This is a genomic window from Flavobacterium psychrophilum (genome assembly GCA_001708385.1).
Classification (GTDB): domain Bacteria; phylum Bacteroidota; class Bacteroidia; order Flavobacteriales; family Flavobacteriaceae; genus Flavobacterium; species Flavobacterium psychrophilum_A.
Genome location: CP012388.1, coordinates 881,403 through 905,742, shown reverse-complemented (window position 1 = coordinate 905,742; position 24,340 = coordinate 881,403). Strand labels below are relative to the sequence as shown.

The 24,340-nt window shown below is 38.6% G+C and carries 18 protein-coding genes; 4 read left to right on the top strand and 14 right to left on the bottom strand.

Features of this window, described 5'->3' with window-relative positions; genetic code table 11:
- Nucleotides 1-14: 14 nt before the first annotated feature.
- From ALW18_03810 to ALW18_03770, 9 genes are all read right to left on the bottom strand, one after another.
- Complete coding sequence (locus tag ALW18_03810) at nucleotides 15-1,067, bottom strand: hypothetical protein (GenBank protein ID AOE51715.1); 1,053 nt, start codon at nucleotides 1,065-1,067, stop codon at nucleotides 15-17.
- Nucleotides 1,048-1,599 carry a hypothetical protein gene (locus tag ALW18_03805; protein AOE51714.1) on the bottom strand — a complete coding sequence of 184 codons (552 nt, stop codon included), beginning with the start codon at nucleotides 1,597-1,599 and terminating at the stop codon, nucleotides 1,048-1,050. The genes ALW18_03810 and ALW18_03805 overlap by 20 nt, the downstream gene beginning before the upstream one ends.
- A complete protein-coding gene (locus ALW18_03800) occupies nucleotides 1,599-2,153 on the bottom strand; it encodes an RNA polymerase subunit sigma (protein ID AOE51713.1) in 555 nt (184 codons plus the stop codon). The genes ALW18_03805 and ALW18_03800 overlap by 1 nt, the downstream gene beginning before the upstream one ends.
- Nucleotides 2,154-2,350: 197 nt before the next feature.
- A complete protein-coding gene (locus ALW18_03795) occupies nucleotides 2,351-3,061 on the bottom strand; it encodes a transcriptional regulator (GenBank protein AOE51712.1) in 711 nt (236 codons plus the stop codon).
- Nucleotides 3,062-3,131: 70 nt separating this feature from the next.
- Complete coding sequence (locus ALW18_03790) at nucleotides 3,132-5,177, bottom strand: hypothetical protein (protein AOE51711.1); 2,046 nt, start codon at nucleotides 5,175-5,177, stop codon at nucleotides 3,132-3,134.
- A 2-nt stretch (nucleotides 5,178-5,179) separates the two neighbouring features.
- Nucleotides 5,180-6,262, bottom strand: coding sequence for a glycine cleavage system protein T (locus ALW18_03785; protein AOE51710.1), 1,083 nt, complete (start codon nucleotides 6,260-6,262; stop codon nucleotides 5,180-5,182).
- Between the two features lie 85 nt (nucleotides 6,263-6,347).
- Entirely contained in the window at nucleotides 6,348-7,637 is a 1,290-nt protein-coding gene (locus tag ALW18_03780) for a threonine synthase (protein AOE51709.1), read from the bottom strand.
- Nucleotides 7,634-8,554, bottom strand: a complete 921-nt coding sequence (locus tag ALW18_03775; GenBank protein AOE51708.1) for a serine kinase — start codon at nucleotides 8,552-8,554, stop codon at nucleotides 7,634-7,636. The genes ALW18_03780 and ALW18_03775 overlap by 4 nt, the downstream gene beginning before the upstream one ends.
- A gap of 2 nt (nucleotides 8,555-8,556) precedes the next feature.
- Nucleotides 8,557-11,007, bottom strand: coding sequence for an aspartate kinase (locus tag ALW18_03770; GenBank protein ID AOE54299.1), 2,451 nt, complete (start codon nucleotides 11,005-11,007; stop codon nucleotides 8,557-8,559).
- 290 nt (nucleotides 11,008-11,297) lie between these two features.
- Here ALW18_03770 and ALW18_03765 point away from each other — a divergent pair, with 290 nt between their 5' ends.
- Together ALW18_03765 and ALW18_03760 are read left to right on the top strand one after the other, a co-directional pair.
- A complete protein-coding gene (locus ALW18_03765) occupies nucleotides 11,298-12,797 on the top strand; it encodes a hypothetical protein (GenBank protein ID AOE51707.1) in 1,500 nt (499 codons plus the stop codon).
- A gap of 68 nt (nucleotides 12,798-12,865) precedes the next feature.
- Nucleotides 12,866-14,374 carry a histidine ammonia-lyase gene (locus ALW18_03760; GenBank protein AOE51706.1) on the top strand — a complete coding sequence of 503 codons (1,509 nt, stop codon included), beginning with the start codon at nucleotides 12,866-12,868 and terminating at the stop codon, nucleotides 14,372-14,374.
- Between the two features lie 51 nt (nucleotides 14,375-14,425).
- On the opposite strand, the gene ALW18_03755 is transcribed toward ALW18_03760, so the two are convergent.
- The 5 genes from ALW18_03755 to ALW18_03735 all read right to left on the bottom strand — a co-directional run bounded on the left by ALW18_03755 (nucleotide 14,426) and on the right by ALW18_03735 (nucleotide 20,159).
- A complete protein-coding gene (locus ALW18_03755) occupies nucleotides 14,426-14,839 on the bottom strand; it encodes a hypothetical protein (GenBank protein AOE51705.1) in 414 nt (137 codons plus the stop codon).
- A 230-nt stretch (nucleotides 14,840-15,069) separates the two neighbouring features.
- Complete coding sequence (locus tag ALW18_03750; protein ID AOE51704.1) at nucleotides 15,070-15,474, bottom strand: hypothetical protein; 405 nt, start codon at nucleotides 15,472-15,474, stop codon at nucleotides 15,070-15,072.
- A 147-nt stretch (nucleotides 15,475-15,621) separates the two neighbouring features.
- Nucleotides 15,622-15,984, bottom strand: a complete 363-nt coding sequence (locus ALW18_03745) for a hypothetical protein (protein AOE51703.1) — start codon at nucleotides 15,982-15,984, stop codon at nucleotides 15,622-15,624.
- Between the two features lie 10 nt (nucleotides 15,985-15,994).
- Entirely contained in the window at nucleotides 15,995-17,362 is a 1,368-nt protein-coding gene (locus ALW18_03740) for a 30S ribosomal protein S6 modification protein RimK (GenBank protein ID AOE51702.1), read from the bottom strand.
- Nucleotides 17,363-17,609: 247 nt separating this feature from the next.
- Nucleotides 17,610-20,159: a Clp protease ClpC gene (locus ALW18_03735; protein ID AOE51701.1), complete on the bottom strand. Its 2,550-nt coding sequence runs from the start codon at nucleotides 20,157-20,159 to the stop codon at nucleotides 17,610-17,612.
- 280 nt (nucleotides 20,160-20,439) lie between these two features.
- Between ALW18_03735 and ALW18_03730 the strand changes: the two genes are divergently transcribed.
- Nucleotides 20,440-23,010, top strand: a complete 2,571-nt coding sequence (locus ALW18_03730) for a DNA gyrase subunit A (GenBank protein AOE51700.1) — start codon at nucleotides 20,440-20,442, stop codon at nucleotides 23,008-23,010.
- 14 nt (nucleotides 23,011-23,024) lie between these two features.
- On the top strand, nucleotides 23,025-24,317 hold the full coding sequence (locus tag ALW18_03725) for a hypothetical protein (GenBank protein AOE51699.1): 1,293 nt from the start codon (nucleotides 23,025-23,027) through the stop codon (nucleotides 24,315-24,317).
- Nucleotides 24,318-24,340 lie beyond the last annotated feature (23 nt).

Sequence of the window (24,340 nt, the reverse complement as noted above, 5' to 3'; positions counted from 1 at the left end):
CCATTTTTAGACATTTAACCTTTGCTAAGGCTAATATCACCGTATTCTGCCCTTACATACATACGGTTTACGCCGCTACTCTTATAATATCCTTTATAACTTGCCCTTGTATTTTTTTCTATTTTCTCTGTGAACTTAAAGTCACCGGTGCCATTAAGGTTACCATAATCAAGTTGGTATTCAAAGTCGAAAGCGTAATCCGGGTCACATTTTACTCTTACGTTTGTATAGGTGCTGTTGATAGCAATATTACGGGTAGTTTTTTCTACTTTGATTACATTTACATCGCCATAATTGGTGCTAAGATTAAGTTGCCATGATAGGTTAGATATTCGTGTATTTGTATAATTAGCGTTACCACTTACTTTACCGCCTTCGGCAATTTTTACATCACCGTAATCACAACGGTAGGTTATTTCGTTTACGTGACCGATGTTAACGTTTGTGTATTCGCTGTTAAGCGTAATAGTACCTCCTTTTGTCAGTACAAAACCTGAATAGGCCGCCTTAACAGTTCCGTTTTTAATGTATCCAATTTGCGATTTACTACAATATTCAATTTTAACGGAGTTATCCATATTATTAAGTGCATCACCATGTACATCTCCATATTGACATTTTATAATTGATGGGCCATTAATAGAGCCAAATTTAATAGCTCCATATTGATTATCGAGATTGATGCTACCATTTTTAGGGATTTTAATGGTGTAGTTAATTTCCATACTAACATTACGTCCCGAAAAATTACCAATAATTGTTTTCGCTTTTACAAGGCTTTTAAGCGCTTCAAATTCAATATCAATAGAGTTTAGCCTTTTATTGACTGTTTCTTCGTTCTTTGCGCTTATACGTATTAGTACTTCTATAGATGTCTTGTCTTCATCCCAGGTTGTTATGTATATCTGTCCGAATTTATTGTCTATTTCAAGTCCTGCATTAGCGTTTACTATGTAGGTTTTACTTATTCGTTTCTCTTTTGTTATTTTTTCACCTTCACCGGCTGTAACTATACCCGGGAGCAGCATTACAAATAGCAGTAGTATATTAAGCCTGATTGTTTTCATGATAGCTTTCTTTAATTTTTTTAATATTCTCAATTTTTACCAGTACATCTTCAAGGAAGGAAATCCTTGTTTGTAGATTGGTTATCATAGCATGTATCAACTGTTTACTTTCGCCTTTTTTCGCAAGTTCATGAGTTATTTTCTCATAATCCTTGTCTAGTTGTTCCATGCGCAGCAATGCATCCTGCACTAAAACTTTCGTTTCGGGGCTGTTTTCCTTTTTTACCTTTACCAGTTCTTTGTTAATAATCGTGGCAAAGTACATCTGTGTCTCTTTTACTTTAGGAGATACTTTCGCTATTTTTTCGCCATTGTCAAAAGGGGAGAAGGTAAACAGCAGGCTTAATAATATAGCTATCACCGCCGCGGCCGGCATAGCAATCCAGTAAATCAGCCTTTTCCCTTTAGGTTTATGTTTTTTCTCCAGCCTTTCGAGAAAACGATCCTGGTGCCCTTTGGCAGGTTCTTCGTTATCCCACTGACCGTCGAAATGACCAAACATCTCATCAAATTTGTTGTTCTCGGTACTCATTATTCACTCAGTTTTTTCAGCAGGCTTTCTTTCGCCCTGCTTATTGTTGTGCGGGTATTACCGGGGGTAATTCCCATAATATCACTAATTTCTTCCTGGTCATATCCCTCAATGTATAACAGTGTAAGCGCTATCCTGTAATTTTCTTTGAGCGATTGTATGGCTGCAGCCACCTGTTGCACTTTCATTTGCTGAAACTCCAGCTTCTCTTCATTATCTCTATCGCTGCTATCGGATACTTTGTATAGTACATCATCCAGCGAATCGAGTGCATTTTTGTTTATCTTCTTATAATTATCCAGGCTGTGGTTTACCACAATTTTTTTAAGCCATGCCCCAAAAGTAACCTCGCCTTTAAACGTATCCAGTTTTGTAAAAGCCTTTAAAAAAGATTCCTGCATGATATCTTCAGCCCAATGACTATCCTTTACTATGCGAAGGGCAGTATTGTACATGGGCTTATAATACCTGTTATAAACCTCGAACTGTGCATTGCGGCTTCCCGATTTGCATAGCTCCAGTAAAGAATCTATATCCTGAATTGCGTTTGTCAAACTTTTATTGGCTGGTTTATATAATGACTGTCAGTGTTATCTAATTGTTACACTTTTGAGTTAATTTTTTAAGATCTACTATACTAATGTTTCAATTTAAGGACTTAATGTATTGATAATTAATGTTTTATTTTAAATGAAAAAGCGCCCGAAATAGGCGCTTAGATTATAATAGAAATGCGGTTTAATCAGGTAGATTATTCCTGCATAGTGTGGTATACGTTCATAACGTCGTCATCTTCTTCAATTTTTTCAAGAAGTTTTTCAACGTCAGCTACCTGTTCAGCAGTAAGTTCTTTTGTGATCTGAGGGATCCTCTCAAAACCTGAAGAAAGAATTTCAATATTCCTGTTCTCGAGTTCTTTTTGAATAGAGCCGAAACTCTCAAAAGGGGCATACATTAAGATACCATCTTCGTCAGCAAAAATCTCTTCAACACCAAAGTCAATCATTTCAAGTTCAAGTTCCTCCACATCCTGTCCTTCTGAAGGTATACGGAAGTTACATGTATGGTCAAACATAAACTCTACAGATCCCTGTGTACCCATTGCACCATTACATTTATTAAAGTAACTGCGTATGTTTGCTACAGTACGGTTATTGTTGTCGGTAGCGGTCTCAATAAGTATGGCAATACCGTGAGGTGCATAACCTTCAAATAATACTTCCTTAAAGTTAGCCGTATCTTTATCAGATGCTTTTTTAATAGCCCTTTCAACATTATCTTTAGGCATGTTTGCTGCTTTTGCATTTTGCATAACAGCCCTTAAACGTGCATTGCTTTCAGGGTTTGGTCCGCCTTCTTTAACGGCCATTACAATATCTTTACCAATTCTTGTAAACGTTTTGGCCATTGCCGACCAACGTTTCATTTTTCTGGCTTTCCTAAATTCAAACGCTCTTCCCATAATTTATTTGTTTGCAGCACAAAAATAAACTTATTCCCTGTTTTTGCAAAAACAAAATGAATACTTTATTTTAATGATTGCGAATACTGTTTATATCATTTAAAATATTAATCGCTTCGTTTATATATACGTCGGTTTTAGCCGCTTTAATCTTGTACGTCCGTGCACTCACACTGTAATCGTCATTCGAATTTTTAGCTGTATATGTTGTTGGCCGTATTGCAAAATCCTGTTCTTTTTCAGAAGCTGTGCTTATATCCTTCCATATGTCATCCATGCTGTGGGTGTCGGTAAACACTGTACTAAAGTTTACCGGCAACGGCGACTTTGTGCCATCATACAGCCAGTTGATCCTTGTGTTTACAGCGCCGATAAGTTTAAAATCGGCATTGTTTTTCGTTCTCGCCTTACTTTGGGTGATAATTTGGTCATTACCTAAATCGGGCATTCTTGTAAAAGCAAGGTTTAATGTAATACTATCGTTTTTTATAGCTGTAGGCATACTGCTTTCACGGGGTAAAAGATCTTCAAAAAACGATGGAAGTTCCACATCGGGTATTACGCCGGTATATTGGCTGCTTTTTCCTGTAACCCTGTAGAACTTATCAAGTGTAACTTTTACAAAGTCTTCCGGCTCTTTTTTGTCATCAATAGGCAGTATTGTCTGCATTGTAGCTTTGCCCAAAGTAGTATTACCCACAATCAGTGCGCGGTTGTAATCCTGCATTACACCTGCAAAAAATTCACTTGCCGATGCCGTCATTCCATTAACCAAAACCACCATTGGGCCATTGTATAACATGCCTCGGTTATAATCTTTCACAACATTATATGTCATTTTCTTATCTGTAATAATGGCTATCGGACCAAAATTAACAAACATACCGGCCATACGGATAACCTCATCCATAGACCCACCACCATTAAACTGAAGGTCTATAATAAGACCTTTGATATCGTCTTTTTTAAGTTTTGCGACTTCTTTTGCAACATCATCCGCACAACCCTGGTTCAATTCGTTGTCAAAAGCAGTGTAAAAACTAGGAATCTTAATATAACCAACCGGATTTGTATCCCCTAAAACAAAGCTGTAAACACTATGGTCGTCGGCCTTCATTACCTTTTTCTCGAGATTTACAGAATATATCGTGCCGTCTTTTTTTCGAAGCGTAAGGAGTACATTTTTGTATGTGTCAGAATATACTATTTCTGTAATAGCCTCTAACGATGCACAAGAAACGGTGTATTCGGTGTCGTTGGCAGCAAGTTTTATAAGTTGGTCACCTTTGTCAATTTTTTGGGCAATATAAGCAGGGCCGCCCGGTACTAGTTCTTCAACTATAATTTCTTCTTTTTCATTCTGGCTTACATAAAGTCCAAGAGAAAAATTTTCGGTAGAAATAGATGATACAAACGATGCCTTTTCATTATAATTAAAATAAGTAGAGTGCGGATCGAAATAATTACAGAAAGTCGAGAAAAAACGGTTGTAAATACTATTTTCAAATCCTTCCGATGGCGATAGCTGATTATCCAGCCTGCATAGGTAGCTTTCTAAAACTTTTTGTTTGGAAGTTTTGCCAAGTGTTTCAAGATGCTGCTGTAGCGAATCCTTGTTTTTGCTCATCTTGGCTACGTCTTCCAAAATGTCATAGGTGATTTTTTTACGAAGGAATTTCTTAATCTTCTCCGGATCTTTTAAGTAGGGGAATGTTTTTTTAGAATAATAGATAGTATCTTTTGTGGTATATGGAAGTGTTTCTTTTCCTATCTCTACGACAAAATCCCTGTTGCGCTGCAAAGCGCTTTTATAGGATGAAATAAAGTCGCCAAAAAACGAACAATCACTGTTAAGTACGTAATCGTCTATCTTGAGTTTATGCTCTGCGAGCTTATCATATTCCTGTTGAAGGAAGAGTGTCTTGTTCTCATCAAGCCCTTCCATAACTGTATTATAAACATAAACCGATAGACTGTCGTCTACCGGTTTGGGCTTAAAATGCCTCTTTTGAAGGACATCGTTTATTTTAGAAAATGTTACGCACGCTTTTTCATGGTTCTGAGCCTGAAGCGTTACAGCAAATAATAAAAAAGCAAGTGCGGATAATTTCCTCATATTTATTTTTTGTAGAAAGGCAGTTTCACCACTTGAGCAGGAATATCATTTTTCCTGATGCGGATGAAGATCTGGCTGCCCTCTGTAGCAAATTCTACAGGAACATAACCAAGACCAATGCCTTTGTTAAGCGACGGTGCCATAGTACCCGATGTAACGATACCAATAACGTTTCCGTCTTTATCTGTTATTTCATAATCATGCCTCGGGATACCTCTTTCGGTAAGCTCAAAGCCAACAAGTTTTTTAGTAACGCCTTCTTCTTTTTGCTTTTTAAGCGCCTCCGCGTTAGTAAAGTCTTTTGTGAATTTAGTAATCCATCCAAGACCTGCCTCAAGAGGAGAAGTAGTATCGTTAATATCGTTTCCGTAAAGGCAGAAGCCCATTTCTAAACGAAGTGTATCACGTGCAGCAAGTCCAATCGGCTTAATGCCAAAAGATGCGCCTGCCTCAAATACTTTGTTCCATAATTGTTCAACCTGGTCGTTCTTAACGTAAATCTCAAAACCACCGCTACCTGTATAACCGGTTGCAGAGATAATGACATCGGCTACACCTGCAAATTCTCCTACTTCAAAATGGTAGTATTTTATAGCAGAAAGATCAACCGGAGTTAATGCCTGCATAGCCTCAACAGCTTTAGGACCCTGGATAGCAAGAAGTGAATAATCATCAGAGATGTTACGCATATCTACACCAAGATCGTTTTTAGACGAAATCCAGTTCCAGTCTTTATCTATATTAGAAGCATTTACCACTAAAAGGTATTGCTCTTCTTTCATTTTGTAAACAATAAGATCATCAACAATACCACCGTTATCGTTTGGAAGGCAAGAATACTGTGCCCTGCCGATTGTAAGCTGCGATGCATCATTAGAAGTCACCTTCTGTATAAGGTCAAGCGCTTTAGGCCCGCTTAGTATAAATTCGCCCATGTGCGAAACGTCAAAAACGCCAACACCGTTTCTCACTGTTTCGTGTTCAGCAGTTACTCCTTCATATTGAACAGGCATATTGTAGCCTGCAAATGGTACCATTTTGGCTCCAAGTCCTTCGTGAATGTGCGTAAGCGCAGTATTTCTCATTTTGTTTGTTTAAATGGATTGAAAGCGCAAAATTATTGAAATTTACAAATTATGACGAGGATATTTTCATTAATTATCATTTATTTCACAACAAAAGATAATCTCTAAGCTCATTATAACTTTTTATGGCAATTGACTGTTTTTTCTTTGCCAGTAAAGGGGCTAAAGAAGTCGGAACAGGTATTTTAATACCCAACTCTTTTTCTATATGCTGCGGAAATTTAACCGGATGTGCTGTTTCAAGAAAAACCCCTGTACGATCAGGATGGTTTTCAAGGTGTCTTTTTAATCCAAGATAGCCTACAGCACCATGCGGATCTGCCAGGTAGCTATTTTTGGTATATAATTTATTAATGGTGTCTAACGTATGAGAATCGGTAAAAGAATAAGAAGATAATTCGTTTTGAAGGTCACCAAAGTTATTATTGAATAATTCCAGTATGCGTGCAAAGTTGCTGGGATTACTTACATCCATAGCATTAGATAAGGTTTCTTTAGTAATCAACGGACTGTATTTTTTGGAATCCATATATCTGGGTACGGTGTCATTTACATTTGTTGCTGCTACAAAATGAGCAATAGGCAGGCCAATATGTTTTGCCATCAGTCCGGCGCAAATATTGCCAAAGTTGCCGCTTGGCACTGATATTGCTAACGGCTTACCCAAATGTTTCAGCTGCTTATAGGCAAAAAAGTAATAAAACATCTGCGGAAGCCAGCGTGCTATATTTATAGAATTCGCCGATGTCAGATTTATGTTCTTTAGGTTTTCATCCAGAAAAGCCTGTTTCACCATATCCTGGCAGTCATCAAAACTGCCGTTTACTTCCAGGGCGGTTATATTCTGCCCCAAAGCGGTGAGCTGCTTTTCCTGGATATCGCTCACTTTACCCGATGGATATAGTATAACCACGTTTATACCTTCAACACCTAAGAAGCCGCTGGCAACAGCACCACCTGTATCTCCGGATGTTGCAACTAAGATGGTAATCTTTTTGTTTTCGCCCTGCGTAAAATAATTAAGGCAGCGTGACATAAAACGAGCACCTACATCTTTAAAGGCAAGGGTAGGGCCGTGGTATAATTCTAAGGCATAAATACCATTTTCAACTTCTACTGTTGGGAATTCAAATGATAATGTTTCTTCCACTATCTTTTTTAGCTCTCCCAGCGGAATTTCATCACCAATAAAAGGCGTTATGGCTTTAAGGGCAATTTCGATATTGCTGTAATTTTCTATATTATTTATGAAATCTGAATCGAGTTGCGGAATGCTTTCCGGAAAGTAAAGCCCTTTATCCGGTGCTATACCGGTAATTGAGGCAGCTGCAAAACTGGCTATTACATTATGGTTGTTAAGGCTGTAATATTTCATGATAGTAGTTGTATTCCTTTAGGGTTAATGGCAGATACGTGGGTTTCAAAAGGTATATCGGTTGTAGTAAGTATAGCCGACATTGCATTTGCAGTTATTTGGGCAGTTTCTAATCCCTTCGATAAAGCAAAAACCGATGGACCTGAACCTGAAATACCATTCCCTAAAGCACCGCTATCGGCAGCAGCCTGCTTTAATTCGGCAAAATGCGGAATGAGTATAGAACGCACAGGCTCTACCAGTTCATCGTGCAGCGATCGTCCTATGAGCTTATAGTCACCAGTGTAAAGTCCACTAATAAGTCCACCCAGGTTACCGCATTGTATCGTAGCTTTTTTAAGGCTTATATTTTCTTTTAAAACAGACCGGGCATCTTTAGTTTTTAATTCTATCTGCGGATGAATTACGGTTACATATAATTCTTGCGGCGATGGAATACTAATAATATCTAACGGCTCGTAACTGCGTATCAGCGTAAAACCACCTAACAGGGCAGGAGATACATTATCGGCATGTGCAGTGCCGCTGGCTAAGGCTTCACCCTGCATAGCATAATAAACAAGTTCTTTGTTAGATAACGGATAACTGCATAATGCATTAATACCAAATACCGCTCCGGCCGCGCTTGCTGCACTGCTGCCAATGCCGCTTCCTGCTTTTATATTTTTACGTATGCTTATTTCAAAACCGAAATCAGGATCTAATTTTTCAAGTAATGCCAGTCCGGCCACACCTGCAACATTATGTTTCGTATCTAACGGAAGATCTGCTCCAATGACTTCAGTAATACGAATACCTGTATGACTACTTTTTGTAATAGTCATTTCATCGCCAAAGTCAAGACAAAGGCCAAGCACGTCAAATCCGCAGGAAACATTAGCAATTGTAGCCGGGCAAAATAATTTAATAGTATCCATAGTTATTTGTTTCCTATTCGTATTACATCGGCAAAAATGCCCGATGCTGTTACTGCTGCACCCGCACCCGCACCTTTTATCAACAATGGCTGATCTATATACCGATCGGTATAAAATAAAACAATATTGTCTTTGCCTTCAAGATTGTAAAACGGATGCTCTTTAGGGATAAATTGCAGGCCGACATTGGCTTTGCCATTTTCAAATGAGGCGACGAATTTTAAACGTGACCCTTCCGCCGATGCTTTTTTATATAAATCATTAAAATGACCTGCATTTACCTTAAGCGATTCAAAAAAATCATCAACATTATCGGTATCGAGGCACTCCTGAGGCAGAAATGACCTGTTTTCTATATCGTCAATTTCCATTTCATAGCCGCTTTCGCGGATAAGGATAACCAGTTTTCGTTTCACATCAATACCGCTAAGGTCAATTTTTGGGTCGGGCTCGGTGTAACCCTCTGTTTGCGCTTGTTTTACAATATCATAAAAAGAAGTATCCTCATTAAAGTTATTAAAAATAAAATTAAGGCTTCCGCTAAGCACCGCCTGAATTTTATGTATCCTATCTCCAGACGCTACCAGATTCTTCAATGTATCTATTATAGGCAGCCCGGCTCCAACATTGGTTTCAAATAAAAACGGAGCATTATATTGGCGGGAAAGGTCTTTTAATTTTTTGTAACTTTTATAACCCGATGAGCAGGCTACTTTATTACAGGTAACTACAGCAATATTCTCAGACAGGTATTCGGTATAGGTTAACGCTACCTCATCACTGGCTGTATTATCAACGAATATACTGTTACGCAGGTTGAGCTTTTTAATGCTGTCGATAAACGCCTTAGCATTTGCTGGTTCTCCGGCAGCCAAAAGATCCTTACGGTTGGCAAGGTTTATCCCGTCTTCATCAAAGTGCATTTTACGGGAATTTGCCAGTCCAATAACGCGTACGTTCATCTTCAGGTTGTCTTTCAGGTAGTTTCTCTGAGATTCGATCTGCTCTAAAAACTTATCGCCCACGTTACCCACGCCCATAACAAAAAGGTTAAGCTGAACGGTATTGTCCTCAAAAAAGGTTTCGTGGAGCGTGTTAAGCGCTTTCTTTACATCTTTATGATCAATTACTGCCGAGATATTCCTTTCTGATGCACCCTGCGCAATAGCTCTTATGTTTATGTTATTTCGTCCTAGTGTGCTGAACATCTTACCGCTAAGTCCCTGGTGGTTTTTCATGTTCTCGCCTACAACGGCAATAATAGATAATCCGTCTTCAAGTATGGCAGGTTTTATTTTCTGCTGCCTGATCTCAAAACCAAATTCGCCATCAATAGTTTTTTTCGCTTTTTGAGCATCAGAGTCAACAATACCAAGGCAGATAGAATGTTCTGACGACGCCTGTGTAATGAATATTACGCTTATATTTTCTTTAGATGTAACTTCAAACAATCTTTTAGAGAATCCTGCAACACCCACCATACCCGATCCTTCAAGCGTAATCAGCGTTATATTATCTATATTGCTGATGCCACGGATAGGGTTTGAACTTTTAACCTTTGGATCTTTATTAATGATGCTACCATGTGCATTGGGTTCAAAAGTGTTTTTAATATGAAGGGTAATATCTTTGGTAAGTATTGGTTGTATGGTAGGAGGGTATAATACCTTTGCACCAAAATGCGATAGTTCCATAGCTTCCTCAAAAGTTATATGCTCGATAGGCTCTGCCTGTTTTACCAATTTAGGGTTGGCAGTGTAAATACCGTTTACGTCGGTCCATATTTCCAGTGAAGGCACGTCAAGTGCGGATGCGAGAATGGCAGCTGTGTAATCAGATCCGCCCCGGCCAAGTGTAGTTGTATGACCATCTTCAGATTGTGCTATGAATCCCGGTATTACGGTTACATCAAATTTATTCTTATCAAAATAATGCTGTATAAGCAAATTGCTGATCTCAAAGTTAACCACAGCTTTACCAAAATGACTGTTGGTTTTAATAAGCTCGCGGCTGTCGGCGAGGCTGCAGTTTTCGCCATGCGATTTAATAACTTCTGATATAATGTATGACGACAATAATTCTCCAAACGACAATATAAGGTCTTTTGTCCTTTCAGATAATTCCCCTAAAAGAAAACAACCGTCTAACAATGTTTCAAGAAGGTTAAGTTCACGCTTTACATGGCTTAATACGGCACTTTGATGCGTTGCCGGTAAAAGGTTTTTAACTACTTCCAGATGCCGGTCTTCAATTTGCTGCAGGAGTGATTGATATTGATTGTCTTTTTGTGATGCGTATTGCGCTGCCAGTAATAATATATCGGTTATACCGCCGAACGCTGACAATACAACAACTATGGGAGCATACTTTTTTTTATTGTTGATGATGCTAAGGCATTTACTTATGTTTTGGGCATTGGCTACAGAAGTGCCGCCGAACTTTATAATATTCATATAGATTGTTTTCAGGGAAATGGATGTGGAAATAACACAGGTTGTTCCTGCCATTTAAATTAAATGACCACGAACGGGGCTATATGAAATGATTATACCCCTAACGGGGTAGTAGTTGTTGTAGTTGTAGTAACGGCAGCAGCAAACCCTAGAGATACAGGGCTTAATGAAGTTAAATATTTGTTGCTGTTTACTAACATATGCTTACAAATGTAATAAATTTACGTAGCTGTAAGACAGTTATTACGCTTTTTGCGAAATGTTGAAAAAAGCACACAAAATACTACATTATGAAAATTTTTGACGCACAACAAATAAGACAGGCTGACGAAACTACAATTTTAAGGCAGGCTATTACTTCTGCCGAACTGATGGATCGTGCAGCGAATGAAGTATTTTTATGGCTTAAGCGAAAATTTCCGGATAAGGAAACGGTATTTCATGTTTTTTGCGGACAGGGTAATAACGGTGGCGACGGACTGGTAATTGCGCGTCAGCTACGCGAAGATGGCTATCTCGTAATCCTGGAAATTATTAATGAGGCAGGGAAGCCAACAGTTGACTTTAATGCGAATCTTGAAAAAGTAAATCAAGCCGATTTTAAATATAACACCGGCGAGCATTATAATTTTAAAAAACACAAGCTGGTAGTTGTTGATGCATTATTTGGCATAGGGCTTTCCCGGAAACTTCCTGATGAGGTAAAACAGGTTATAACCAGAATTAATGGGATGAAAGCCTGTGTGGTATCTATAGATGTACCATCGGGACTATTTCTTGATAGGAAAACCGATTTTGCGGTGAATTCACATATTGTGCTTACGTTTCAGTGTCCCAAACTCGCATTTTACCTTGCTTCAAACTGCAATTTCACCAAAGATATCGTTGTGTTAGATATCGGACTTGATAAAGAATATATCGATGCAACCCAAAGTAGTTACCTCTTCACGGATAGATTTGATATTTATAACCGCTATAAACCACTACATCCCCACGCGCACAAAGGAACCCAGGGGCATGCGCTTGTTATAGGTGGCAGCTATGGAAAAATAGGTGCAGTATGCCTTTCGGCCAAAGCAGCACTTAAAAGTGGATGCGGATTGGTTACAGCTTATATCCCGGAATGTGGGTACGATGTTGTTCAGTCGGTATTTCCTGAAGCGATGGTGCTTACCGATGGTGAAAAGCATATTACTAATATTAGTTTCGACTTAAAGCCAAAAGCAATAGGAATAGGTATGGGGATAGGGCAGGAGCCTGAAACCCAAAAAGCCTTTGGCGAATTTTTAAAAAGGCTTTCCGACCCTTTAGTAATTGATGCCGACGCTTTGAATATACTATCATATAATAAAGAATGGTTAAAGCTTTTGCCGGAGAATACAATTCTTACTCCCCATCCAAAAGAACTGGAACGCCTTATGGGAGGCTGGGAAGACGATTTTGAAAAAATTGAAAAACTGAAATCCTTTTCAACAGAATATAAACTGGTAGTTGTAGCTAAAGATTCTAACACTATGGTGGTTTACAATGATCAGGTGCATATAAATTCAACAGGTAATGCCGGACTTGCAACCGGAGGAACGGGCGATGTGCTTACAGGAATTATAATCGGATTGCTTGCCCAGTCCTACAATCCTGTAGATGCTGCAATTTTTGGAGTATACCTGCATGGACTTTCGGCAGATATTGGTGCAAAAGAAACGTCAATGCAGTCGTTCACGGCATCAGATATCATAAAATACCTCGGAAAAGCCTACCTTAAAATTGAAGCTGAAATGCATCAAAAATGAAAAGTTATCAAAAATGTTGTTTTTTAATTATGGTTTAGTGAATTTTGGACTTTCAAATAAACCATACCATGGAAACAATACATTATATAAGCAGCGAGCTATTATCACTTGAAATTGTGAACGATATCATTTCTCAGGATAAAAAGCTTGCGCTTTCTGAAGAGGCAAGGGCCAATATCGAAAAGTGCCGTACATACCTTGATGAGAAAATGAAATCGCACAGTGATCCTATTTACGGTATAAATACCGGTTTCGGGTCACTATATAATGTAAAGATATCTAATGAAAACCTATCACAGCTACAGGAAAACCTTGTAAAATCGCATGCATGCGGTACAGGTGAAGAAGTACCTGAAGCTATCGTTGAGATAATGCTGTTACTTAAAATTCAATCATTAAGCTACGGACATTCAGGTGTTCAGCTTGAGACGGTTGAACGACTTATAGAATTTTATAATAACGATATACTTCCTGTAATTTATAACCAGGGATCGCTTGGAGCATCGGGAGACCTTGCGCCGCTGGCACACCTATCACTTCCTTTATTAGGAGAAGGAGAAGTTTATATGGATGGTTTCCGCCAGCCTGCTGCCAAAGTGCTTGATAAAATGGGATGGAAGCCTATTGTTTTAAAATCGAAAGAAGGTCTTGCATTGCTTAATGGTACCCAGTTTATGAGTGCTTATGGAGTATATGTGCTTCTTAAATCGGTTAAGCTATCATATCTGGCAGATGTTATCGCAGCGGTCTCATTAGAAGGTTTTGATGGACGTATAGAGCCGTTTAACGAGCTTATACATATGGTTCGACCGCATAAAGGACAAATTGTAACAGCAAGACGTTTTAACGAATTGCTTGAAGACAGCGAGATCATTGTACAGGCAAAGCAACATGTTCAGGACCCGTATTCTTTCCGTTGTATACCACAGGTGCATGGCGCAACTAAAGATACTATTGATTACGTTAAGAAGGTTTTCCGTACTGAGATCAACTCGGTTACAGATAACCCTAATATATTTATTGAAAGTGACCAGATCATTTCGGGCGGTAACTTCCACGGACAGCCTTTAGCGCTTACGCTTGACTTTTTAGGGATAGCCCTTGCCGAGCTTGGCAGTATCTCTGAAAGAAGAACTTACCAGCTTATATCAGGGCTACGTGGTTTACCACCATTCCTTGTGAGCAACCCCGGACTTAATTCAGGTTTTATGATTCCGCAATACACTGCTGCTAGTATTGTAAGCCAGAACAAACAATTGGCTACGCCGTCCAGCGTTGACAGTATCGTGTCATCTAACGGACAGGAAGACCACGTAAGTATGGGTGCTAACGGAGCTACAAAGGCGCTTAGGATAGTTGAAAACCTTGAACGTATTTTAGCTATTGAGCTTATGAATGCGTCTCAGGCAATTGAGTTCAGAAGGCCATTAAAATCAAGTGAATTCCTTGAAACTTTTGTAAAATCATACAGGGAAGAAGTTCCATTGGTAACAGAAGACAGGATACTGCATTATGATATAGAAAACACGATCTCGTTCTTGCACAATCTGCAGATAGATGAAACGGTATTTGAATAAATAACAAAAGCTCTCACGAAAGTGGGAGCTTTTTGCTTATAGTTTGTTTGGCTATTTCTCTACTTTATCAATCCATTGTTTTATAATTGATTGTAATTTTTCTTTTTTAGCGCTGAGGTCTTCTAAGTTTTTAATAATAACCATGCGCCGTCCATCTTCATAACTACCTTCAAGTAATCCGGATGCATCACTAATTACATTGCCTGTTGGGAATATAAGAAGGATATAATCGTTCTTGCGAACGTTATACACAACAAGATCCCTTTTGTATTCTTTAGCGTCAAAAGCTGCCATTTCGGAATTATAATAAAAGGCGGGAGCGTTCCATTTTATATGCTCAGCAATTGTGGTATCCGTGCCCAGAATAATCTCGCGTATGGCTTGCATCACTTCTTTCAATGGATGAAGAGACTCGCTAATAAACTGTGAAACTTGTTCTGATCCTGAAAGTTTTTCTTTTGCCATGTTACTTATGTTTTACCACAATGCCTTCTTTAAATTTTTACTCTAATAACCACCTTAAAATCAAACTCGATTAGGCAATTTCAAAATATTGTGAAGCGTAATCACTATAGAGTCGTTCCTAAAGACTACATCACGTGGTGCGCTATATTGCGAATAAATTGTAGTGGGAAGTTTTTAAGTAGCACACCCAATTAATGTAGCAAGCAGCAAAAATAGTAATAACGGCTTTGTTAATCCTTCTTATCCGGCACTACAAAAACTTCATCAAGCCTCCTGAATTTTCTGTTGTTGGCAACTGTAATCCTTTGAGTATATGAGCTGTCTTTTGTTTTAATGATTTTAACCGTCATTAAACCGGATTTTAAAACCTCCTGGTTACGTGCGGCTGTCGTGGCAGTGGGTGACACGGTATATGTACAATCGTCTAACCATACAAGGTCGAAATCATACGTCTCTTCGCTTTCCTCCATTCTTTCAGTCTGCTTATCGCCATCACGGGTAATAATGCATACTTTTTTGGTTGCAGGATCTGTGAATTTAAATGTTCCATTCTTGAATTTTTCACAGCTAGACTGGCTATAACCCATTACAGATAGTAATAGCATTACGGCGGATAATTTTATAGAGGCTTTCATATATTTTATTTTGACTTATAAACTGCTTTTACAGAAGTAAAAGCAAACTTAGATAATCTCTTATTTTGAAGAATGATCTTACAATATAAAGAAGTTAACCAAGGATAAAAATAATAATAATACGCCAGTACTACATGCTTTTTTTGGTTAAAGTATGTTAACAGCCAAAAGCCCTATTATAGCTGGAATACCTTGTACAAAAAATATCTTTTTCTGTACTGTGGCAGCACCGTATAAACCGGCAACAAGCACACACGCTAAAAAGAAATTAGCTACATTAACACTCCATACCGCATCCGTTATCACTAATGACCATACAAGTCCGGCAGCCAGGAATCCATTATATAATCCCTGGTTTGCCGCCATTGTTTTTGTTGGTGCAAACATTTCTGCCGGTATGGTTCTAAACACTTTTCGTGCTTTTGTCATCCAGGCAAACATTTCCAGCCATAAAATATAAATATGAATCAGAGCCACAAATGCAATAATTATTTTAGCGATAAGATGCATAAGTTTTGATTTATAGTAATTTAAAGTTTTTTTCGATAGCGCGTATCATTTCGCCGGCAATATCTTTATTGGTTGCGCCTTCAATACCCTCTAGTCCGGGCGATGAGTTTACTTCCAGTAATAGAGGTCCTTTTGACGAACGGATAATATCTACACCTGCGACCTTTAGGTTCATGGCTTTTGCTGCTTTAATAGCGATACGCTTTTCTTCGGGTGTAGCACGTATTACAGAGGCTGTTCCACCAAGGTGAATATTCGCCCTGAACTCTCCGGGAAGTGCCTCGCGCTGAATAGTAGCAACTACTTTTCCGTCAATTACAAAAAGACGAAGGTCTTTACCATTGGCTTCTTTAATAAATTCCTGAACAAGTATATTGGCATTAAGGCTTTTAAAGGCATTGATAACACTCTCGGCAGCTTTTTTGGTTTCGGCAAGTACAACACCCTTACCCTGAGTTCCCTCAAGAAGCTTTACAATTAGTGGAGGGCCACCAACCATTTGTATAAGATCGTTCGTGTCTAATGGAGAACTTGCAAAACCTGTAGTTGGTATATCTACGCCGCTATTAAGTAACAACTGTAGTGAGTACAGTTTATCCCTTGATTGTGTTATCGCAGAAGACGAATTTAAACTAAAAACTTTAAGTGCTTCAAAATGACGTGTTAATGCACATCCGTAGAAAGTCATGCTGGGGCGTATACGTGGAATAACAGCGTCAAAATCGTTAAGTATCCTTCCGCCACGGTAATGAATTTCAGGTGTATGGGCATCCAGTTTCATGTAGCAGTATTTAAGGTTTAAAAAGTGCATTTCGTGCCCTCTCATTTCACCCGCTTCCATAATACGCCTGTTGCTGTAAAGCTCAGGATTACTGGCTAATACACCTATACGAAGACCTTTTTTCTGCTCTTCGTTGTTGTCATATAGTTCTTTAAGTTTTTCTCTCGTAGGCTGACCCAAAAGGTATTTTTGTTCAGGGTCTACCAATAAACGCCCGCTCATGGCTTCGCGTCCCAGTAGCATACGGAAACCCATAGAGTCACGATTAGTTAGGGTAAGCTCTACATCCCAGTTGGCATCGCCTACGCGAATCTCGGTTTTTATAACATATCGCTGTTCACGGAATCCGCTGGAACTTTTTACCACGCGTTTATCCACCAACGGAGCCTGGCAATGTATAATTGTTTTAGAATTGTTTTGTATTGGGTTGATGTCAAATTTAACCCAGTTATCTCCGTCTTTCTGAAAAGGGGAGATGTTAATGGCGTGAAGCGCAGATGTTTTAGCTCCTGAATCTACACGTGCCTTTATGGTAGGTATTCCAAGGTGTGGAAATGCGCACCATTCTTCACTTCCTACAATTACTTTGTCCAGCATTTTTGTTCTATTTGTAATCTAAATTACTACTTTTTTTAATTGTAAAAAGCGGTAGCCCTTTTTTTGTGAAAATTTAATGAAATGGTAATGTGCTTAAAATATAAAATGTGTTTAAAAAGTTTATTACCAGTGTTTTGAGTTTTGCTTAGACTGATTATAAATTTACTGCGCGACACGTTTTATCATAAAAAAATCCCCAAAGGTTTAAAACCTTTGGGGATAGTATAATTACCAGTCTCAATCGGTATTAGCTTGCAGGATTTTCTGCTTTCTTAATAGTAACGGCTAGTTCTGTTCCGTTATCATCAAGATCCATGAAAATCTCATCGCCATTTGATATTTTAGAAGTGATGATCTCTTCTGCAAGAGTATCTTCTACATATTTCTGTATAGCTCTTTTAAGCGGCCTTGCACCATACTGTTTGTCGAAACCTTTCTCGGCAATAAAATCTTTTGCTTTGTCAGATAATGCTATGCTGTATCCAAGATCTTTAATTCTTGAATATAGTTTTTCAAGCTCGATAGTGATGATCTTGTCAATGTCTTCTTTTTCAAGAGCGTTGAACACGATAATATCATCGATCCTGTTAATGAACTCCGGAGCAAAAGTTTTCTTAAGTGCCGCTTCAATAACGCCTTTCGTGTGTTCGTCGGCCTGTGCTTTTTTAGCAGCAGTACCAAAACCAACACCTTGTCCGAAATCTTTAAGCTGGCGTGCACCAACGTTAGATGTCATTACAATAATAGTGTTTTTAAAGTCGATCTTGCGTCCTAAACTATCTGTTAAGTACCCATCATCAAGAACCTGAAGCAACATATTAAATACATCCGGATGGGCCTTTTCAATCTCATCAAGAAGTACAACACAATAAGGTTTTCTTCTTACTTTCTCAGTAAGCTGTCCGCCTTCTTCATATCCTACATATCCCGGAGGCGCTCCTACAAGCCTTGATATAGCAAATTTCTCCATGTACTCGCTCATGTCGATACGTACTAGGGCATCTTCGCTATCAAAAAGTTCTTTAGCAATTACTTTAGCAAGCTGGGTTTTACCAACACCTGTCTGCCCAAGGAAAACAAAAGATCCAATTGGTTTGTTGGGGTCTTTCAGACCTGCACGGTTACGCTGGATAGACTTAGCAATTTTCTGAACTGCTTCATCCTGTCCTATAACTTTACCTTTAATAAGTTCCGGCAATTTAGCCAGTTTGTTGCTTTCAGTTTGTGCAATACGGTTTACAGGAATACCTGTCATCATAGATACTACATCGGCAACATTATCTTCAGTAACGGTAACGCGGTTGTTTTTAGAATCTTCTTCCCACTGCTCCTGAGCTATGGCAAGGTCTTTCTCAATGCGTTTCTCGTCATCACGAAGTTTAGCAGCTTCCTCATATTTCTGTTTCTTAACAACAGAATTTTTAAGTTCGCGAACCTCTTCAAGCTGTCTTTCAAGATCAAGGATTTGTTTCGGAACATCGATGTTTGTAATGTGAACGCGTGATCCTGCCTCATCTAAAGCATCAATAGCTTTGTCCGGAAGGAAACGCTCGCTCATGTATCTGTTTGTAAGCTTAACACAAGCCTCAATAGCTTCCGGTGTATAGATTACATTATGGTGATCTTCGTATTTATTCTTGATGTTGTTAAGAATAGTAATAGTTTCTTCTACAGTTGTAGGTTCTACTATAACTTTCTGGAAACGACGCTCTAATGCTCCGTCTTTTTCAATATATTGTCTGTACTCATCAAGGGTAGTGGCACCAATACATTGGATTTCGCCCCTTGCTAAAGCAGGTTTAAACATGTTGCTGGCATCAAGCGATCCTGTTGCACCACCTGCACCAACAATAGTATGTATCTCGTCAATAAAAAGAATAATATCGTCATTCTTTTCAAGCTCGTTCATAACCGCTTTCATACGCTCTTCAAACTGTCCGCGGTATTTAGTTCCTGCAACTAAGCTTGCAAGGTCTAATGTTACTACGCGTTTGTTGAAAAGTATACGTGATACTTTCTTTTGAATGATACGTAATGCAAGTCCTTCGGCAATTGCCGATTTACCCACACCCGGCTCACCAATAAGTAGTGGGTTGTTTTTCTTTCTTCTGCTTAATATCTGCGAAACACGTTCAATTTCCTTTTCACGGCCCACAACCGGGTCCAGTTTGCCTTCTTCGGCAAGTTCGGTCAAATCACGCCCAAAATTATCAAGAACCGGGGTTTTTGATTTTTTGTTGGTTTTGGCACCGGAAGAAGGATTGTTGAAGTTGCTTTCTCGCATACTGTCATCTTGTCCTGCATCGTCATTATATGACTCTGCTTTTGGAAGGTTTTCTAGGTATTCTTCTTCGTTTGATGTCATACTGATAAATTGTTCTTTAACGGTTTCGTAATCAATTTTTAGTTTGTTAAGCAATTTTGTAGTAGGGTCATTTTCATTGCGTAATATACACAACAGTAAATGAGCTGTGCTTATAGAGGTGCTCTGGAAAACCTTTGCCTCAAGGAATGTGGTCCTCAGTGCACGTTCTGCCTGGCGCGTTAAGTGGAGGTTTTTCTTCTCATTATTGCGTTCGGCACTAGGATTAGCGGGGCTTAATATCTCTACTTTTCTGCGTAAATGATCCAGGTCGACAGAAATGTTGTTTAAAATGGAAATAGCTTTACCATTTCCGTCTCTCAAAATTCCTAACATTAAATGCTCTGTACCAATAAAGTCGTGACCCAGGCGAAGAGCTTCCTCTTTACTGTAGGTAATCACATCTTTAACTCTTGGTGAAAAATTATCATCCATAATGTTATATTTGATAGTGTAAATTTAACTATTTACATAAGATTTTACAAAAACCATACCTAATTAAAGGTGCATGACAGTGCTGTAAATTGTATGTCATGCTAAGTGACGAAAAAAAAGCCGAAAATAAAAGCGATTTAATAATAGTTTATCAACTATTGCTGATGTTTACGGTGTTAATAAAGTGTTTAAATTATTAGATTTAAAGCCTTAAAATCCTAATAAAAATACGTATATTGGCACGTTTTGTAATAACTATAATTTTTTAATATAACTACTTATGTCTGAAGGAGAAAAGTTAATTCCTATTAACATCGAAGACCAAATGAAATCGGCATACATCGATTATTCGATGTCGGTAATTGTATCGAGGGCGCTTCCTGATGTTAGAGATGGCTTGAAACCCGTACACCGAAGAGTACTTTACGGAATGTACGAACTTGGCGTTCTTTCCAATAGGGCGCATAAAAAATCGGCAAGGATTGTAGGTGAGGTATTAGGTAAATACCACCCGCACGGTGATACTTCGGTATACGATGCCATGGTACGTATGGCACAGGAATGGAGCCTTCGTTACCTGTTGGTAGACGGGCAGGGTAACTTTGGTTCGGTAGATGGCGACAGCCCTGCAGCAATGCGTTATACAGAAGCAAGGATGCGTAAAATATCTGAAGATATTATGGCAGACCTTGATAAAGAAACAGTAGACTTCCAGCTTAACTTTGATGATACTTTACATGAGCCTACAGTAATGCCTACAAGGGTACCAAATCTTTTGATAAATGGTGCTTCGGGTATTGCAGTTGGTATGGCTACAAATATGGCGCCGCATAATCTTACCGAGGTTATAGACGGTACTTTAGCTTATATAGATAATACGGAAATTGAAATTGACGAGCTTATAACGTATGTTAAGGCACCCGATTTTCCTACCGGCGGTATTATATATGGTTACGAAGGTGTTCGCGAGGCGTTTAAAACCGGTCGTGGACGTGTTGTTATCCGTGCTAAGACCAATTTTGAAGAAATTGATGGCAGGGAATGTATCATTGTAACCGAAATCCCTTACCAGGTGAACAAGGCTGACATGATCAAGAAAACAGCTGACCTTGTAAACGAAAAGAAAATAGAAGGCATTGCCAATATCCGTGACGAATCGGATAGAAATGGTATGCGTATAGTATATATACTTAAACGTGATGCTGTGCCTAATGTGGTACTTAACACATTATATAAGTATACACAGCTTCAGTCATCTTTCAGTGTAAATAACATTGCACTTGTAGATGGTAGGCCACAAATGCTTAACCTGAAAGACCTTATTCACTATTTCGTAGAGCACAGGCACGATGTTGTTGTGAGAAGGACAAAATATGAACTTCGTAAGGCAGAAGAGCGTGCGCACATATTAGAAGGTTTAATTATTGCGTCTGATAATATTGATGAGGTTATTGCGCTTATCCGTGGATCTAAAGACGGTGAAGAGGCAAGGGGCAAATTAATTGAGCGCTTTAAGCTTTCTGAAATCCAGGCCCGTGCAATCGTAGAGATGCGTTTAAGGCAGCTTACAGGACTGGAGCAGGATAAACTTCGTGCTGAATATGAAGAGATCATGAAATTAATAGGTGAATTAAAAGCCCTTTTAGAAAGCAAAGAGCTAAGAATGCAGCTTATTAAAGAAGAGCTTATAGAGATAAGGGATAAATACGGTGATGACCGTCGTTCTCAAATTGAATATGCAGGTGGCGATGTAAGTATAGAAGACCTTATTGCGGATGAAAATGTTGTTATTACCATTTCTCACGCAGGTTATATTAAGCGTACGCCGCTTAGCGAATACAAAACACAAAACAGGGGAGGAGTTGGACAAAAAGGTGTGGCAACACGTGATCAGGATTATCTTGAGCATTTGTTTGTAGCTACAAACCATAACTATATGTTATTCTTCACCCAAAAAGGTAAATGTTTCTGGATGCGTGTTTATGAAATTCCTGAAGGAAACAAAACAAGTAAAGGCCGTGCAATACAAAACCTTATCAATATAGAGAATGACGATAAGGTAAAAGCATTTATCTGTACTCAGGATCTTAAGAACCAGGAATATACAAATAGTCATTATGTAATTATGGCTACTAAAAAAGGTATAGTTAAGAAAACGTTGCTTGAGCAATATTCGCGTCCAAGGCTTAATGGTATTGCTGCCATTACCATTAGGGAAGATGATGAGTTATTAGAGGCTAAACTAACTACAGGCGAAAGCCAGGTGCTTATTGCTGTGAAGTCTGGTAAGCTTGTTCGTTTTGAAGAAGGTAAGACCCGACCAATGGGTAGAAGTGCTTCGGGTGTGCGTGGTATTACCCTTGCTGATGATACAGATGAAGTAATTGGTATGGTTTCTGTAAATGATATGAATAGTGAAATACTTGTAGTGTCAGAAAACGGATATGGTAAGCGTTCAAGCCTTGATGATTACAGAATTACTAACCGTGGTGGTAAAGGGGTTAAGACGCTGAACATTACTGATAAAACAGGTAAGCTTGTATCTATTAATGGTGTTACCGATGCAGATGACCTTATGATTATTAACAAATCGGGACTTACTATACGTATGATGGTGTCTGACCTTAGGGTTATGGGCCGTGCTACACAGGGTGTACGTCTTATTAATATTAAGGGTAATGACTCTATTGCTGCTGTAACTAAAGTAGTTCGTGAAGAAGATGCGATTGAGGAAGGTATAGAGGAATTAATCGAAGAAGGCGTAATTGATCCTTCGGCAGTTAATCTTGATATTACTGATGATGAAGCCCCCGCAGCTGATAATACTGAAGAAGAACAAACAGAAGAATAATTAAAATAATAACTATGAAAATTAAATATGCAATTGCTGCGTCTTTACTGCTTTCCATAGGTGCTTATGCACAAAAAGAAGAGCTTAAGGCGTTGAAAAAACTTGATGACAAGAAAACGCCGCCTACTGCAGCTGATCTAACAGAATTTAAAAGGCTTCTGACTGAGGTTGAACCTAAAATGGGGGCTGCTACAGCGGAACAACAGGCAGAATATAACTTCTATAGAGGAAATTATGCGATGGTAGAAATGATGACAAATCCTGCTACAGCAGCTGTTAATTTTTCTAAATCTTTAGAAAGTTTTAATAAAGTTATTGAAATTGAAAAAACAGGAAAGAAAAAATATACTGAAGAAATTCAGAAAGATATTCTTCCTGAGATGAAAACTGCAGCGCAGACAATGGCTCAACAGCTTGCTGAAAAGAAAATGTACAAGGAAGCCGGTATGGCATTTGCTGCGGCATACAAAGTAGATCCTAAAGATCACGCTGTACTTTATAATGCTGCTGCTATGGCTGTTAATGGTCAGGATTGGGATAATGCACTTAATTATTATCTTGAGCTTAATAAAACAGGCTTCACAGGTGAAGGAACAGCTTTTACTGCAAAAAATAAAGCTACCGGCGTTGTAGAAGGTTTCCCTAATAAAAGTACAAGGGATATCGCTGTAAAATCAGGTCAGTATATACAGCCGCAAGATGAAAAAACGCCTTCTGTTAAAGGAGAGATAGTTAAAAACATTGCGCTTATTTATAATCAAAAAGGTGAAACTGAAAAAGCTATTGCCGCTATGGGCGATGCAAGAAAAGCTAACCCTAATGACGTAAACCTTATAATTGCTGAAGCTGACATGTATCTTAAAACTAAGAACATGGATAAGTACAAGCAGCTTATTACAGAGGCGGTTCAGAAAAGCCCGAATGATGCAGATTTGTTCTATAACCTTGGTGTAGTAACGTCTGATGCAGATCCGGCAGAAGCAGTTAAGTATTATACAAAAGCTTTAGAAATTAATCCTAAATATGTAAATGCTAATATTAACCTTGGAATCTTAATGCTTAAAGATGAGCAGAAGATTGTTGACCAGATGAATAAAATCACCGGTACAACTGCTAAGGATAACCAGCGTTATGATGCGCTTAAAAAGCAAAGGGATGACCTTTACTTAAAGTCACTTCCATACCTTGAAAAAGCATATAAAGATGCACCTGATAACCAGTATGTGATATCTACACTTGCAAGTGTTTACCAGGCTCTTGACAGACAAACAGAATATAAAGCTATGAAAGCTAAGATTAAAGCTTAATTCGTAGTGTTTGATATAAATAA

What these genes read in the sequence shown, in the direction of transcription:
- ALW18_03795 (AOE51712.1), bottom strand. Translation starts at nt 3,061, where the DNA reads ATGGGAAGAGCGTTTGAATTTAGGAAAGCCAGAAAAATGAAACGTTGG.
- ALW18_03730 (AOE51700.1), top strand. Translation starts at nt 20,440, where the DNA reads ATGTCTGAAGGAGAAAAGTTAATTCCTATTAACATCGAAGACCAAATG.
- ALW18_03770 (AOE54299.1), bottom strand. Translation starts at nt 11,007, where the DNA reads ATGAATATTATAAAGTTCGGCGGCACTTCTGTAGCCAATGCCCAAAAC.
- ALW18_03780 (AOE51709.1), bottom strand. Translation starts at nt 7,637, where the DNA reads ATGAAATATTACAGCCTTAACAACCATAATGTAATAGCCAGTTTTGCA.
- ALW18_03765 (AOE51707.1), top strand. Translation starts at nt 11,298, where the DNA reads ATGAAAATTTTTGACGCACAACAAATAAGACAGGCTGACGAAACTACA.
- ALW18_03805 (AOE51714.1), bottom strand. Translation starts at nt 1,599, where the DNA reads ATGAGTACCGAGAACAACAAATTTGATGAGATGTTTGGTCATTTCGAC.
- ALW18_03750 (AOE51704.1), bottom strand. Translation starts at nt 15,474, where the DNA reads ATGAAAGCCTCTATAAAATTATCCGCCGTAATGCTATTACTATCTGTA.
- ALW18_03740 (AOE51702.1), bottom strand. Translation starts at nt 17,362, where the DNA reads ATGCTGGACAAAGTAATTGTAGGAAGTGAAGAATGGTGCGCATTTCCA.
- ALW18_03735 (AOE51701.1), bottom strand. Translation starts at nt 20,159, where the DNA reads ATGGATGATAATTTTTCACCAAGAGTTAAAGATGTGATTACCTACAGT.
- ALW18_03760 (AOE51706.1), top strand. Translation starts at nt 12,866, where the DNA reads ATGGAAACAATACATTATATAAGCAGCGAGCTATTATCACTTGAAATT.
- ALW18_03810 (AOE51715.1), bottom strand. Translation starts at nt 1,067, where the DNA reads ATGAAAACAATCAGGCTTAATATACTACTGCTATTTGTAATGCTGCTC.
- ALW18_03775 (AOE51708.1), bottom strand. Translation starts at nt 8,554, where the DNA reads ATGGATACTATTAAATTATTTTGCCCGGCTACAATTGCTAATGTTTCC.
- ALW18_03755 (AOE51705.1), bottom strand. Translation starts at nt 14,839, where the DNA reads ATGGCAAAAGAAAAACTTTCAGGATCAGAACAAGTTTCACAGTTTATT.
- ALW18_03785 (AOE51710.1), bottom strand. Translation starts at nt 6,262, where the DNA reads ATGAGAAATACTGCGCTTACGCACATTCACGAAGGACTTGGAGCCAAA.
- ALW18_03745 (AOE51703.1), bottom strand. Translation starts at nt 15,984, where the DNA reads ATGCATCTTATCGCTAAAATAATTATTGCATTTGTGGCTCTGATTCAT.
- ALW18_03725 (AOE51699.1), top strand. Translation starts at nt 23,025, where the DNA reads ATGAAAATTAAATATGCAATTGCTGCGTCTTTACTGCTTTCCATAGGT.
- ALW18_03790 (AOE51711.1), bottom strand. Translation starts at nt 5,177, where the DNA reads ATGAGGAAATTATCCGCACTTGCTTTTTTATTATTTGCTGTAACGCTT.